This is a genomic window from Pseudonocardia sp. OZ21, assembly GCF_059359135.1.
The window spans coordinates 85,700-99,402 of sequence record NZ_JCADBN010000002.1 but is presented as its reverse complement, the minus strand read 5'-3'; the positions used below and the strand labels follow the sequence as shown (position 1 = coordinate 99,402).

12 protein-coding genes are annotated in these 13,703 nt (G+C 72.5%); 7 read left to right on the top strand and 5 right to left on the bottom strand.

The annotated features are described in order from the left end of the window. Window positions 1-245 precede the first annotated feature (245 nt). Window positions 246-1,247 carry a hypothetical protein gene (locus AC5L35_RS04150; protein ID WP_495058182.1) on the bottom strand — a complete coding sequence of 334 codons (1,002 nt, stop codon included), beginning with the start codon at window positions 1,245-1,247 and terminating at the stop codon, window positions 246-248. Continuing rightward, a complete protein-coding gene (locus AC5L35_RS04145) occupies window positions 1,244-1,732 on the bottom strand; it encodes an NUDIX hydrolase (protein WP_495058181.1) in 489 nt (162 codons plus the stop codon). The genes AC5L35_RS04150 and AC5L35_RS04145 overlap by 4 nt, the downstream gene beginning before the upstream one ends. 790 nt (window positions 1,733-2,522) lie before the next feature. Between AC5L35_RS04145 and AC5L35_RS04140 the strand changes: the two genes are divergently transcribed. Continuing rightward, window positions 2,523-2,837 carry a DUF742 domain-containing protein gene (locus AC5L35_RS04140; RefSeq protein ID WP_495058180.1) on the top strand — a complete coding sequence of 105 codons (315 nt, stop codon included), beginning with the start codon at window positions 2,523-2,525 and terminating at the stop codon, window positions 2,835-2,837. A gap of 351 nt (window positions 2,838-3,188) precedes the next feature. Here AC5L35_RS04140 and AC5L35_RS04135 read toward each other — a convergent pair whose 3' ends face one another. Next, on the bottom strand, window positions 3,189-3,569 hold the full coding sequence (locus tag AC5L35_RS04135; protein WP_495058179.1) for a hypothetical protein: 381 nt from the start codon (window positions 3,567-3,569) through the stop codon (window positions 3,189-3,191). Window positions 3,570-3,657: 88 nt separating this feature from the next. Beyond that, entirely contained in the window at window positions 3,658-6,183 is a 2,526-nt protein-coding gene (locus AC5L35_RS04130; RefSeq protein WP_495058178.1) for a DEAD/DEAH box helicase, read from the bottom strand. A 113-nt stretch (window positions 6,184-6,296) separates the two neighbouring features. Between AC5L35_RS04130 and AC5L35_RS04125 the strand changes: the two genes are divergently transcribed. From AC5L35_RS04125 to AC5L35_RS04105, 5 genes are all read left to right on the top strand, one after another. Then, window positions 6,297-7,886 (top strand): ATP-dependent DNA ligase, encoded by a 1,590-nt coding sequence (locus tag AC5L35_RS04125; protein WP_495058177.1) that lies wholly within the window; start codon window positions 6,297-6,299, stop codon window positions 7,884-7,886. A 58-nt stretch (window positions 7,887-7,944) separates the two neighbouring features. Further along, window positions 7,945-8,691, top strand: a complete 747-nt coding sequence (locus tag AC5L35_RS04120; protein ID WP_495058176.1) for a beta-phosphoglucomutase family hydrolase — start codon at window positions 7,945-7,947, stop codon at window positions 8,689-8,691. 144 nt (window positions 8,692-8,835) lie between these two features. Then, the gene (locus AC5L35_RS04115) at window positions 8,836-11,196 is read left to right on the top strand and encodes a glycoside hydrolase family 65 protein (protein WP_495058175.1); all 2,361 of its coding nucleotides are present in this window, start codon (window positions 8,836-8,838) and stop codon (window positions 11,194-11,196) included. 121 nt (window positions 11,197-11,317) lie between these two features. Then, a complete protein-coding gene (locus AC5L35_RS04110) occupies window positions 11,318-11,695 on the top strand; it encodes a TraR/DksA family transcriptional regulator (protein WP_495058174.1) in 378 nt (125 codons plus the stop codon). A gap of 38 nt (window positions 11,696-11,733) precedes the next feature. Then, window positions 11,734-12,792, top strand: coding sequence for a DNA topoisomerase IB (locus tag AC5L35_RS04105; RefSeq protein WP_495058173.1), 1,059 nt, complete (start codon window positions 11,734-11,736; stop codon window positions 12,790-12,792). A 31-nt stretch (window positions 12,793-12,823) separates the two neighbouring features. Here AC5L35_RS04105 and AC5L35_RS04100 read toward each other — a convergent pair whose 3' ends face one another. Continuing rightward, window positions 12,824-13,048, bottom strand: coding sequence for a hypervirulence associated TUDOR domain-containing protein (locus AC5L35_RS04100; RefSeq protein WP_495058172.1), 225 nt, complete (start codon window positions 13,046-13,048; stop codon window positions 12,824-12,826). A gap of 67 nt (window positions 13,049-13,115) precedes the next feature. On the opposite strand from AC5L35_RS04100, the gene AC5L35_RS04095 reads away from it, so the two are divergent. Next, on the top strand, window positions 13,116-13,697 hold the full coding sequence (locus tag AC5L35_RS04095; protein WP_495058171.1) for a type 1 glutamine amidotransferase domain-containing protein: 582 nt from the start codon (window positions 13,116-13,118) through the stop codon (window positions 13,695-13,697). Window positions 13,698-13,703 lie beyond the last annotated feature (6 nt).

Sequence of the window (13,703 nt, the reverse complement as noted above, 5' to 3'; positions counted from 1 at the left end):
AGGCTGCCTGGCGGTGCAGGTGGCCGGGAGGTAAAGGTTCACAGATCACGACGTAAAAGATCGACCCTCGGCAATTAGGGCCGGCCGGCCACAGATGTGACCGCGCGGCGTTAGTCCGACGGCCGCGCCGGAGGCCTCGTGCGTGCGCGTTCCGTGCCGCCACGGCATCGAGACGCGCCGTCTCTCGGGTGGCCGCGGGACGCAGCGACAGGTGACCGTGCCGCTGGACGAGCGACCCTGGCGGGTCAGCGGGCCAGCGGCTCCGCGGTGATCAGCTCGGCCGGGGGTCCGGCGCGGCGGGCACCGAGCCAGCCGAGCAGCGTGGCGATCGCGTCCTCGGCGAACGCCCCGGGCTTGTCCGAGCCGAAACGGCGCGCTGCGGCGGCGCGCAGCCGCACGCCGAGCGCTGCGGCGGCGCCTGCTGAGGCCAGTCCGACCAGCGCGGGCAGGGTCGTGTCGTAGTGGTTGCGACGGGCGATCGCCGCTGCGGAGGTGGCGCCCAGCACCGCCCGGGGCAGCAGTCCTGGCAGCGCGAGCCGGCTCGGGGTGGCCGGCCGCTTGTCGGCCACGAGCTCGCCTGCGGAGGCCAGCGCGAAGATCGCCGTGCCGACGCGACCGCCCAGCCGGGAGGCCAGGAGCCCGGGGTCGTCGCGGCCGGAGGTGAGGGCGATCGCGGTGACGCCCGCGGTGCTGCGGGACCCGGTGGCCGCGCCGAGCGCGGCGGCCCGCAGGAGGGTCGCCGGGCTGCCGGGGGGTACCGGTTCACGGCTCTCGGCCACTCGGGAGACGGCGACGAGGGTGGCGTGCGTGGCGACCCCGTAGACGAGGTGCGGGACGACGTCGGCGACCCAGTCGGTGGCGCTCCAGGTGCGGGGGTTGCTGATGCGCAGTGCGGCGAGCGGCCCGTCGGCGGCCGCCATCGCCGCCAGGCCCAGCACGGGGCCTCCGATCATCGTCGGCAGCCGCAGTCCGGCAGCGCGCAGCACGCCCGCCACGCTGCCGATCGCCACACCCGTGACGGTGCCGGTCAGCGGGCCCAGTGCGGAGAGCCTGCGGGCCCGTTCCCGGGGGGTCCCGGGGACCTGCAGCCCTGCCGCGTCGGCGAGTGCGGCCACCATCTGCTGCGGTGCCTCGCTGGCGGCGCGCCCGCGCACGGCCATGTCGAGGTACGTGGTCGCGTTGAGTGCTGTCGTGCCGGCGGCGCCTGCGACCGCTCCGCGGGCGAGGCCGGTCCAGCTCGAACTCACGACGGTGCCGTATCCGGAGCGATGGAGAGCGAACCGAGCAGCCGGTCGACGAACTCCGCCTGGGCCGTGACGAGCTTGCGACGTGCCGTGTCGGTGTCGAACCACCCTGCGCGGTCGATCTCAGGGAACTCGCGCACGGTGCCCGACCGTGGGGGCCACTCGAGCTCGAAGACGCCAGGCGTGATGTGGTCGGCGTCGAAGTCGCCCTCCCTGGCGAACACGGTGATCAGCTTCCCGGTCCGCTGCCGGACGGTGCCCAGCTCCAGCACCGGACCGGGTGGGGGCGGGGAACCGAGCTCTTCGGTGAACTCGCGCTCGGCCGCTGCCTGCGTGTCCTCGTCGGGGTCGTGCTCGCCCTTCGGGACGGACCACGCGCCGTCGTCCTTGCGGGCCCAGTACGGGCCGCCCATGTGCCCGAGCAGCACCTCGATGTCACCGCCTGCACACAACCGGAACAGCAGCAGACCGGCGCTCAGCACGGTCATGCCGTCGCCATCCCGGTCGCTGCCGTCCCCGTCGTGGCCGGAGTGGCGCGGTTGCGGCGCCGTCCCGGCGCCAGTGTCACAGCCGCCACCGGCGCAGCATGGCAGACCGCCTCCCTCCAGAGCGGACGGCGCGCGTCGCCGCCGCCCGGACGAGCTGTCCGGTGCCCCCGGACGGATTGCCCGCGTCCCACGACCGGCGGCCGTCGGATGGACCGGACGGAGCACGCAGACAGAGCGAAACGGACCAATCGTGATGTCGGCGCAACGGTTGGGTAACGTACTCGTAACGCAGAGTCGCCAGGGTCGGGTCCGCCGCACTGGCACGGACGTCCGGAAGGAGGGCCTGCAGGTGGACCCCGACGATGCGGAGCCTCCGGTCGGGCGCACCGGGGCGCGGTTCGGCGGTGCCTCCCGGCGACGGAAGACGAAGCGGCGCGGTCCTGGTGGGCAACCGGCCTCCGACCTGGACACCGAGGCGCTGGCGGCGGTTCCCCGGAGTGAGGTGGAGGGAAAGCCCGACCACGCACCGGATGACGGATTCGTCGTGTATCGTTCCTCGCCCGTGGGGCTCACCGGGGCGCGGTTCGGGGGAGCCCCTCGTGATCGCAGCCAGAGCGCCCAACCAGACCCCCCTGACCTCGAGGAGGGACCGATCAACGGTCCATCGGCCGGTTCTGACCCGGCAGGCGCTGACCCCGCATCCGCGTACCCCTACCAGTCGGGCGGGGACTACCCCACGTCCGGCTACGGGGCGGAGTCAGGAGCGGCGGTCGAGGGCCCCACGTCGTTCGTGAGACCTTACGTCCTGACGCGCGGTCGCACACGGTCCCAGTACGAACTGTCCATCGAGACGCTGGTCTCGGCCGTGCCCATGGCCACCAGCGGGCCTGCCGCGGCCGAGCACGAGGCCGTCATCTCGCTCTGTCAGGAGCCCCGCTCCGTCGCCGAGGTGGCGGCGCTGCTCGGCATTCCGCTCGGGGTGGCCAAGGTGCTCCTGGGCGACCTGGTGGCGAACGGTGCCGTGGCGGTCCACCGCACGGTCGGCGTGGCCGGCCCGGATCTCGCGTTGATGGAGCGCGTGCTCGCCGGGCTCCGCCGGCTCTGACCACGGCCCTCCCGCTGTACCCACCGCCGGGCCGGTGGGTGGGGGAGCGGGCCGACGGCGGGCGTAGCTCAGGGAATGCGCCGTCGCGGGGGCGTACGCGGGATCTCGCACCGAGCATGCGGCGGGGTCCGCGCACCGGGCACCTGATCGCCGGGAGATCCACCGATCCGCCCTGGTGGGGGCGAAGAGCCGAATCTCGGACGATCAGAGTGGCGGGGCTTGTCGACCGGACCCGGTGATCGCTGCGAGATCCGCGGATCTGCCCTCGCCGGGGCGGGCAGCCGGATCTCGGAATGATCAGTGCACCGGGGTGGGGCAGGTGGCGGGGAGTGGACCGGCGGTGGGCGAAGCTCAGGCCTGCGGGTCGGTCTGCTTACGGCGCCCGCCTCGCTGCATGTTGCCGGTGGTGACGCGCCTGCCGGGGTCGACCAGGCGTTTCCACTTGGCCTGCGCGGCCTGCCGGCTGCCGAGCTGAGCCTGCACCGCTTCCGCGACCTGGGCCCAGGTCAGGCCGTCCTGGCGGAGCTTGCGGATGAGGTCGCGTTCGTACCGGTCGGCCACGCGGTGCATCTCGTGCACGATCGCGTACCAGGCCGCCGCCGCGTCGCGGGTGAGGGGCCCGTCGGCGCTGCGCTGCTTCAAGGTCTCGAGCTCATCGGTGAGGGAGCGGGCGGCCCTCGTGATGCTGGGATCGGCTCGTTCGAGCCAGAGGCGGGCTTCCTCGTACTTCATGTTGTCAATGATACAATGACGCCAGCACAACGGCAATGATCGGTTGACCCTCGCGGCGCAACAGCGCCGCGGCGGACGACACAGCTGCTCAGAGGCCGCCGAGCGGCTCCACCGCGGTGATCCAGACGACGGGGGAGCCCTCCTCGTCGGAGGCCGCGAGGTCGACCTCGGCGGTGATCGCCCAGTCCCGGTCGCCTGCCGGGTCGTCGAGGACCTGCCGGACGAGCCAGCGCTCGGGCTCCTCGGTGATGGTGATCATGGCCGGCCCGCGGGCGTCGGGCCCGGTGCCGATGTCGGTGTGCTCGGCGAAGTAGGGCTCGAGCGCCTCGCGCCAGGCCCCGGCGGTCCAGCCGGACTCGGCGTCGAGCTCGCCGAGCAGGTCGAAGCGCCGCAGCGCCGCCAGCTCGACCCGGCGGAACAGCGCGTTGCGCACGAGAACGCGGAAGGCGCGAACGTTGCGGGTGACCCCGGCAGGGCCCTGGTCGAGCGACGGGGGAGCGGGCTCCTCGCCTGCCCCCGCTCCGGCGGCGAGGGCCTCCCACTCGTCGAGCAGGCTGGAGTCGACCTGACGGACGAGCTCGCCGAGCCACTCCTCGACGTCGGTGAGCTCCTCGGTCTTCGCCTCGTCGGGCACGGTCTGGCGCAGGGCGCGGTAGGCGTCGGCGAGGTAGCGCAGCACGAGGCCCTCTGAGCGGGCGAGCTGGTAGTGCGAGACGTACTCGACGAAGGTCATCGACCGCTCGAACATGTCGCGGGCGACCGACTTGGGTGACAGGCGGGCGTCCTCCACCCACGGTGCGCCCCGCCGGTAGGTCTCCAGTGCGGCGTGCAGAAGCTCGTCGAGCGGCTTCGGGTAGGTGACGTCCTCGAGCAGCGCCATGCGCTCCTCGTACTCGATCCCGTCGGCCTTCATCGCCGCGACGGCCTCGCCGCGCGCCTTGTTCTGCTGCGCGTAGAGCACGGCCCGCGGGTCGTCGAGCGTCGCCTCGATCACCGAGAGGACGTCCAGGGGGTAGGTCGGCGTCTCCCGGTCCAGCAGCTCGATCGCGGCCAGCGCGAACGGGGAGAGCGGCTGGTTGAGGGCGAAGTCGAGCTGCAGGTCACCGACGAGCCGCACCCGCCGGCCTTCCGCGTCGGGCTCCGGGAGCTCCTCCACCACCCCGGACGCCCGCAGCGCCCGGTAGATCGCGATGGCGCGCAGGATGTGGCGGCGCTGCCGGGGCCGCGGCTCGTGGTTGTCCTCGAGCAGATGGCGCATGGCCGCGAACGCGTCGCCCGGCCGGGAGATGACGTTCAGCAGCATCGCGTGGGTGACCTTGAAGTGGCTGGTCAAAGGCTCGGGCTGGGCGTTCTGCAGCTTCTCGAAGCTGGTCTCCGACCAGCCGACGAAGCCCTCCGGCGGCTGCTTGCGCACGATCCGCTTGCGCTTCTTGAGGTCGTCGCCCGCCCGCGCGAGCAGCCGGGCGTTCTCCACCTCGTGGTCGGGTGCCTCGGCGACGACGGTGCCCACGGTGTCGTAGCCCGCGCGCCCGGCGCGGCCGGCGATCTGGTGGAACTCGCGCGCCTTGAGCGGGCGGGTGCGCTGCCCGTCGTACTTGGCGAGGCCGGTGAACAGCACCGTGCGGATCGGCACGTTGATCCCGACGCCGAGCGTGTCGGTGCCTGCGATGACGCGCAGCAGCCCGGCCTGGGCGAGGGTCTCCACCAGGCGCCGGTAGCGCGGGAGCATGCCGGCGTGGTGCACGCCGATGCCGTGACGCACCAGCCGCGAGAGCGTCTTGCCGAAGCCCGAGGTGAAGCGGAAGTTGCCGATCACGTCGGCGATCGCCTGCTTGTCCTCCTTGGAGGTGACGTTCACGCTCATCAGCGACTGCGCCCGCTCCACGGCCGACTGCTGCGTGAAGTGCACGGCGTAGACCGGCGCCTCGTGGGTCTGCAGCAGTTCGGTGATCGTCTCGTGCAGCGGGGTGAAGACGTAGCGGTAGTGCAGCGGCACGGGCCGTTCCACGGAGGTGATCACCGCGGTCGGCCTGCCGGTGCGTCGGGTGAGGTCCTCCTCGAAGAAGGACACGTCCCCCAGCGTGGCGCTCATCAGCAGGAACTGGGCCTGCGGGAGCTCGATCAGCGGCACCTGCCAGGCCCAGCCGCGGTCGGGGTCGGCGTAGAAGTGGAACTCGTCCATCACCACGGAGCCCACGTCGGCATCGCGGCCGCTGCGCAGCGCGATGTTGGCCAGGATCTCCGCGGTGCAGCAGATGATCGGGGCCTTCTCGTTGACCGCGGCGTCCCCGGTGAGCATCCCGACCTTGTCGGCCCCGAAAACGTCGATGAGTGCGAAGAACTTCTCGCTGACCAGCGCCTTGATCGGCGCCGTGTAGAAGGTGCGCTGCCCGCGCGCCAGCGCCGCGGCGTGCGCACCCACCGCCACCAGCGACTTCCCGGACCCGGTCGGCGTGGAGAGGATGACGTTGCTGCCGGTGACGAGTTCGACCAGCGCCTCCTCCTGCGCCGGGTAGAGCGAGAGTCCCTGCTCCTCGAACGCCCAGTCGGTGAACGCCTCGACGAGCGCGTCGGGGTCGTCGGGCGTGGGTGGGAGCCGGTCGGTGAGCGTCATGATGCCCCGATCGTCCCTCGCCGGGCCGTCGGGCCGATGCGCGGGGCCCGGAACGGCCACGTCAGCGGCGCCCGCGGCGTTCAACGCCGCCGGTAACCGTTAGCGTGTGTCCCGTGACAGGGGGGCCGACTTCGGGCGAGTTGCCCGGTCTCGTTCCCCCGATGCAGGCGGCCTCGGTGGCGGGGGATCCACCGACCGGGCCGGACTGGGTGGTCGAGGTGGCCTGGACCGGCCACCGGTGCATCGCGTACGTGCAGCCTGGCAAGCGGGTGCGGCTCCTGAGCGGCGGCGACAACTCGATGAGCGCCGCCTATCCGGAGCTGTCCGAGCCGCTGCTGCGCCGTTCGCCGCCCGGCGGGATGGTGATCGACGGCACCCTCGTCGCGCGCGGTGAGGAGCACGCGGTGCGTCCCCGCCTGCTCAAGCGGCGCAGCGCGCGGCATCGTCCCTCCGACGAGACGATCCGGCGGATCCCGGTGGACTTCCAGGTCGCCGACCTGCTCTGGCTGGACGGGCACAGCACCACCGACCTGCACTACGCCGACCGGCGGGCGCTGCTCGACGGCCTCGGGTTCGCCAGCCCCCCGGTGTGGACGACGTCGCCGTTGCCGGCCACCGAGCTCGACACGATGCTGGCGATCGCCGACCAGAAGGGCGCGGAAGGCCTGCACGCCCGGCATCTCCGGGGCCGCTACCACCCCGGGGGCCGGTCACGCTTCTGGCTCCGGGTGCCCATCCGGCGGACGCGCCAGGTGCTCGTGGGCGGCTGGACGCCCGCCGACCCGCGGCGTCCCGACACCGTCGGCACGCTCCTGCTCGGCGTGCCCGTCGGCGGCGGGCTGCACTACGTCGGGCGGGTGGGGGTGTCGCTGGAGCAGCGCCGCCAACTGGCCGCCGAGCTCGTGGCCCGCAGGCTGCCGAAGCGGCCCTTCGCGGGGGAGGTTCCCGCCGATGCCGGGCGCCACGCCAGCTGGGCGGCCCCCGAGCTGGTGGGGCTCGTGGAGTTCACCGGCTGGATCGGCGGCGGCCGGATGCGACGCCCGCACTGGCGGGGGCTCCTCGCCCCGTCGGCGGTGCAGCAGTCGGGCTGGGCCCGTCCGCCCGAGCCGGTGGTCGAGGTGCCGGCTCCGGAGGTCGCCCCGCCGGTGGCGGTGTCACCCGGACCCGCGTCCCCCGGACCCGATGCCGTCGAACCCGGTCCTGCCGGTCCCGACGCCGCGGCTGCGCCCGGGACCGGTGCCGGCGGCCCTGCCGGGACGGCGGTGCAGGCCCGCCGCCTCGAGCAGCACTTCGTCTACAACTCGCTCAACACCATCGCCGCGCTGATCCGCACCGACCCGACGAGGGCGCGCGAGCTGCTGTTCGGTTTCGCGGACCTGTCCCGGGTGGCCGACCGGCCGGGCACGAGCACGCTCGGCCAGGAGCTCGACGCGGTGCGCGGCTACCTGCAGCTGGAGCAGGCGAGGTTCGGTGCGCGGCTGCGGGTCGAGGTGGACGTCGAGAGCGGCGTCGAGCCGGTACCCGTGAGCGCGATGCAGGTGCTCGACGTGGTGCGCAGCGCGGTGCAGCAGGAGATCGAACCGCTGCCCGACGGCGGCACGCTCGCCCTGGTCGCCCGCCGGACGGCGACGGGTTGTGCGGTCACCGTGACCGCGGGCGAACGGGCTCCGACCACGTTGCTGCTCGCGGCCCTACCCGACTGAGGGATGGACCGACCCGTGTACCGCCGAAGGTGATCATGGACTTCGGTACCGTGGAGAAATGCTCGGCCTTCCTGATGGCACCCGCGCGTGCCTCTTCGATCTCGACGGTGTCCTGACCGACACCGCCAGCGTGCATGCCGCCGCGTGGAAGCAGACGTTCGACGACTTCCTGCGCTCCCGCGCCGAGCACGACGGCACCCCCTTCAAGCCGTTCGACGTGAAGGCCGACTACGGCCCCTACGTCGACGGGAAGCCACGAATGGCCGGCACCGACGCGTTCCTGCGCTCGCGCGGGATCGTGCTACCCGAGGGCGGCCCCGATGACGCCGCCGACGCCGACACGGTCTACGCGCTGGCCACGAGGAAGAACGGGCTCGTCCAGGAGAAGATCAAGACCGTCGGCGTCACGGTCTATCCCGGTTCCGTGCGCTACCTGAAGGCCGTGAAGGAAGCCGGGCTGGCCACGGCCTGTGTCTCCTCCTCGGCCAATGCGGCCCAGGTGCTCGATGTCGCAGGCCTCAGCTCGTTGATCGACCACCGCGTCGACGGCGTCACGGCCCGCGAGCGTGGCCTGCCCGGCAAGCCCGCACCCGACACGTTCCTCGCCGCGGCGGCCGACCTGAGTGTCGACCGGAAGCAGGCCGTCGTGTTCGAGGACGCGCTGGCCGGAGTGGCGTCGGGGAAGGCGGGCGGGTTCGGCTTCGTCGTCGGGGTCGACCGCCTCGGGCAGGCCGACGCACTGCGGGAGCACGGAGCCGACACCGTGGTCACCGACCTCGCACAACTGCTGGAGGAGCAGCGATGAGCGAGCTTGCGAGCGAATCATTGACACAGTGCCCGCGCGAAGCGCCGGCCGAGCGCAGCGAGGGCGAGCGATGAGCGAGCTTGCGAGCGAATCATTGACACAGTGCCCGCGCGAAGCGCCGGCCGAGCGCAGCGAGGACGTGCGATGAGTCCTGATCCTGGACGGCCGTTCACCGTCGAGCCGTGGGTGGTCCGCGAGTCCAAGCTCGACCTGGACGCGATCGGCCAGGTGGAGTCGGTGTTCGCGCTCTCCAACGGCCACATCGGGCTGCGGGGCAACCTGGACGAGGGCGAGCCCAACGCCTGGCCGGGCACCTACCTGAACTCCTTCTACGAGCGTCGCCCTCTCCCGTACGCCGAGGGTGGCTACGGCTACCCGGAGTCGGGCCAGACGATCATCAACGTCACCAACGGCAAGCTGATCCGGCTGCTCGTCGAGGACGAGCCGTTCGACCTGCGCTACGGCGAGCTGCGCCGCCACGAGCGGGTGCTGGACCTGCGGGCCGGCACGCTCACCCGAGAGGTGGAGTGGGCGTCCCCGGCCGGCCGGGTGGTGTCGGTGCGCAGCACGCGCATGGTGTCGCTGACCCAGCGCGCCGTCGCTGCCATCTGTTACGAGGTGGAGGTGCTCGACGCCCCCGCCCTGCTGGTCGTGCAGTCCGAGCTGGTGGCCAACGAGCAGCTGCCGTCGCGCAGCGACGACGACCCGCGCGTCGAGGCGGCGCTGACCGACCCGCTGGTCGCGGAGCAGTGGCGCAGCGACGAGGCCGGCGCGATCCTGATCCACCACACGCGCCGGTCCGCGCTGCGGGTGGCGGCGGCGATGGACCACGAGGTGCACGGCCCGGACGGCGTGAAGATCACCTCGGAGGCCACCGAGGACATCGGCCGCACCACCGTGATCGCCCGGCTGGAGCCGGGGCAGAAGCTGCGGATCATCAAGTACCTGGCCTACGGCTGGTCGGCGCGCCGGTCGCAGCCCGCGCTGCACGACCAGGTGCGGGCGGCGCTGGCCGCGGCGCGCTACACGGGCTGGGAGGGGATGCTGGCGGAGCAGCGCCAGTACCTCGACGACTTCTGGGAGACCGCCGACGTCGAGATCGACGGCGACGCGGAGCTGCAGCAGGCGGTGCGTGTGGCGGTCTTCCACGTGCTGCAGGCGGGCGCCCGCGCGGAGCGGCGGGCCATCGGGGCCAAGGGGCTCACCGGCGAGGGCTACGACGGGCACACGTTCTGGGACACCGAGACGTTCTGCCTGCCAGTGCTCTCGCACCTGGCTCCGGAGGCCGCGGCCGACGCGCTGCGCTGGCGGCAGTCGATCCTGCCGATGGCCTACGAGCGTGCCGAGCAGCTGGGGCTCGGGGGCGCGGCGTTCCCGTGGCGGACGATCCGCGGGCACGAGTGCTCGGGTTACTGGCCTGCCGGCACCGCGGCGTTCCACATCAACGCCGACATCGCCGACGCGGTGCGCCGCCACGTGGCGGCCACGGGTGACGTCGACTTCGAGCGCGAGGTCGGCCTGGAGCTGCTGGTGGCCACGGCGCGGCTGTGGCGTTCGCTCGGGCACCACGACTCGGCGGGGCAGTTCCGGATCGACGGTGTGACCGGACCGGACGAGTACACGGCCATCGTCGACAACAACGTCTACACCAACCTGATGGCGCAGCAGAACCTGCGGGTGGCCGCCGACACGGCGGCCCGCCACGCGCGCGCGGCGGCCCGGCTGGGCGTCAACGCCGAGGAGATGGCGAGCTGGCGCGACGCCGCCAAGTCGATGCGCATCCCCTACGACGAGGTGCTCGGTGTGCACCCCCAGTCGGAGGGCTTCACCAACCACCAGGGCTGGGACTTCGAGAACACCCCGCCGGAGAAGTACCCGCTCCTGCTGCACGTGCCCTACTTCGACCTCTACCGCAAGCAGGTGTCGAAGCAGGCCGACCTGGTGCTGGCGATCCAGCTGCGGCCGGAGGCGTTCACCCCGGAGCAGATGCAGCGCAACTTCGCCTACTACGAGGCGATCACGGTGCGCGACTCGTCGCTGTCGGCCTGCACGCAGGCCGTCGTGGCGGCGTGGACGGGGCATCTGGACCTGGCGTACGACTACCTCGCCGAGGCCGCGCTGGTCGACCTGAACAACCTGGCGGGCAACACCGAGCACGGCGTGCACATCGCGTCGATGGCCGGCACGTGGACCGCGGTCGTGTCCGGGTTCGGCGGGATGCGGCTCGACAACGGGGGCATCGCCTTCGCGCCCCAGCTGCCGCCCGCACTGTCCCGGATCTCGTTCGGGCTGCTGTGGCAGGGCCGCCAGCTGCGCGTGGAGATCCGGCCGGGCGAGGCCGAGTACCGGCTCGTCAGCGGGGCCCCGATGCGGCTGCGCCACCACGGCGAGCCGCTGGCGCTGGCCGACGCCCCGCAGGTCCGGCCGATCCCGGCGTGTGAGCCCGTCGAGCCCGTCGAGCAGCCCTACGGCCGGGCCCCCAACGCCCGTCACCCGGGGAGCTGACGGCTCCGTTCGTCCGCTCCACCCGTCCGTCGGCCCGCTCGGCCACCCGTACGCCTGCACTTCCCGGTGGAGGCGTACGGGCCCGGCGGGCCGGGTATGCGAGAACGCTGATGCTTCCCGCATGGACGGAAGGACGAACGTGGACCTCGATCGCGCGCGCAAGATGCTGACCACCGAGCTGGCCGAACTCGACGAGCGCGCCCGCTTCGCCGAGCAGAGCCGGGCCGAGGCGTCGGGTGACACGCTCGGCCAGGAGGGCGCGCTCGGCCAGCACCCCGCCGACTACGGCACCGAGGTGAGCACCTCGATGGAGGCCGAGCTGAGCGTCGACACGATCGACGAGCAGCGTCGCCGGATCATCGACGCCGTCGAACGGCTCGAGGCCGGCACCTACGGCCGCTGCGCGGTCTGCGACCGCGAGATCGACGACGAGCGGCTGGAGGCCCGTCCCGAGGCGGCGACGTGCCGGGAGCACGCCGACACCCCTGTGGTCACCTGACCGGTTCGCCCGACTCTCCGGTGGGTACTGCGCGATGTGTGAGTGAGCCACCTCCCGGACTGGTCCGGGTCGACCCCGCCACGCCCGGGCTGACGCGGCGTCGCCGCGGCCGCGGATGGAGCTTCCACGACACGAGCGGCCTGCCGATCACCGACCCCGCGGAGACCGCCCGGATCAAGTCGCTGGTCATTCCCCCTGCCTGGCAGGACGTGTGGATATCTCCCGATGCGAAGGGACACATCCAGGCCGTCGGCACGGACGTCGCCGGGCGCCGCCAGTACCGGTACCACGACGAGTGGCGCCGCCTGCGCGACCGGGACAAGCACGACAGGGTCCTCCGGCTCGGTGCGCGGCTGGTCGACGTCCGCGGTGAGGTGCTGGCCCGGCTGACGGAGAAGGGCCTCGGCCGGGACCGCGTGCTGTCCGCGGGGGTCCGGATGCTCGACGTCGGGGTGTTCCGGGCAGGCGGGGAGGAGTACGCCCCCGGCGACGACGACGAGGACGGCACGTTCGGGCTGGCGACGCTGCGCCGCGAGCACGTCCGGCTCCAGCGGGGCGCCGTCCTGTTCTCCTATCCGGCCAAGGGTGGGATCCCGCGCACCCTGGCGCTGCGCGACCCGCTGCTGCACCGGGTGGTCAACTCGTTGCTGCGCCGCCACGGCGGTGGGGACGACCTGCTCGTCTACCGCATCGGCCGAGCCTGGCACGACGTGCGCTCCGAGGATCTGAACGCGGCGGTGAAGGAGCTGGTGGGGGAGCAGTACACCTGCAAGGACCTGCGCACCTGGAACGCCACCGTGCTGGCCGCGGTCACACTGGCCGCGGGGGTGGCGCAGGGCGGCGTCCCGGAGAACGAACGGGCCCGCAAGCGCGTGGTGAACCTGGCGATCAAGGAGGTGTCCGAGCACCTCGGCAACACCCCCACGGTGGCGCGCAACTCGTACGTCGACCCGCGGGTGCTGGAGCGCTTCGAGGAGGGGCGCACGGTGCTCCCCGCCCTGCACAAGCTCGAGGGCATGTCAGCGGTGCCCGACCTCACCGACGACACGACCCGGGCCGCGGTGGAGCGCGCGGTGGTGCGGCTCATCGGCTCCTGAGGCGCTTGCGCGGCCGACGGGAACAGACCGGCTAGTCGTCGCCCGTCGGCTCCTTCTTCGTGAGGGCCTCCGGCCGGTGCACCGCGTCGCGCCCGCTCTTCTCGCTGCGCACCCGGTACTGCGGGTCGTCCGGAGTGGCCCGCACGGTGCGGCCCGCCGCCTCGGTGTCCTCGGTGATCTCCTCCTCGACCTCGCCCTCGGCAGTACTGCCGTGGCTCTTCCACGTGACGTGGTCGCCCTTCTCGAACTCGCTCATGCGGGGCGCTTACCCGGCGTCGGGCCCGGGTACGCGATCTGCGTACGGCAACGAGGAAGGGACGAACATGGCAGGCAAGCTGGACGGTAAGCGCATCGCGATCCTGGCCACCGATGGTGTGGAGCAGGTGGAGCTCACTCGTCCACGCGACGCGGTGGAGCAGGAAGGCGCGCGGACGGAGATCATCTCGCTGTCCGACGGCACGTTCCAGGCGATGAACAACGACATCGAGCCCGCCGACACCTTCACCGCGGACAAGACGGTGCAGCAGGCGTCGGCAGCCGACTACGACGGGCTGATCCTGCCGGGTGGCACGGTCAACGCCGACCGCCTCCGGATGGATCCCGACGTCGTCGGGTTCGTGCAGGAGATCTTCCGCGCCGGCACACCGGTCGGCGTGATCTGCCACGGGCCGTGGACGCTGGTGGAGGCCGACCTCGTGCGGGGGCGGACCCTCACGTCCTACCCGAGCCTGCGCACCGACATCCGCAACGCAGGCGGCACCGTGGTCGACGAGGAGGTCGTCACCGACCACGGCCTCGTCTCCAGCCGCAACCCCGACGATCTGCCGGCCTTCTGCGCCAAGATCGTCGAGGAGTTCGCCGAGGGTGCGCACCAGGTGCACGACGAGGGCGCAACGGTCGGCTGATCCAGG

Excerpts from the sequence above, each read along its gene's own strand:
- AC5L35_RS04145 (WP_495058181.1), bottom strand. The coding sequence starts at position 1,732 with ATGACCGTGCTGAGCGCCGGTCTGCTGCTGTTCCGGTTGTGTGCAGGC.
- AC5L35_RS04135 (WP_495058179.1), bottom strand. The coding sequence starts at position 3,569 with ATGAAGTACGAGGAAGCCCGCCTCTGGCTCGAACGAGCCGATCCCAGC.
- AC5L35_RS04130 (WP_495058178.1), bottom strand. The coding sequence starts at position 6,183 with ATGACGCTCACCGACCGGCTCCCACCCACGCCCGACGACCCCGACGCG.
- AC5L35_RS04120 (WP_495058176.1), top strand. The coding sequence starts at position 7,945 with ATGCTCGGCCTTCCTGATGGCACCCGCGCGTGCCTCTTCGATCTCGAC.
- AC5L35_RS04115 (WP_495058175.1), top strand. The coding sequence starts at position 8,836 with ATGAGTCCTGATCCTGGACGGCCGTTCACCGTCGAGCCGTGGGTGGTC.
- AC5L35_RS04110 (WP_495058174.1), top strand. The coding sequence starts at position 11,318 with ATGGACGGAAGGACGAACGTGGACCTCGATCGCGCGCGCAAGATGCTG.
- AC5L35_RS04100 (WP_495058172.1), bottom strand. The coding sequence starts at position 13,048 with ATGAGCGAGTTCGAGAAGGGCGACCACGTCACGTGGAAGAGCCACGGC.
- AC5L35_RS04095 (WP_495058171.1), top strand. The coding sequence starts at position 13,116 with ATGGCAGGCAAGCTGGACGGTAAGCGCATCGCGATCCTGGCCACCGAT.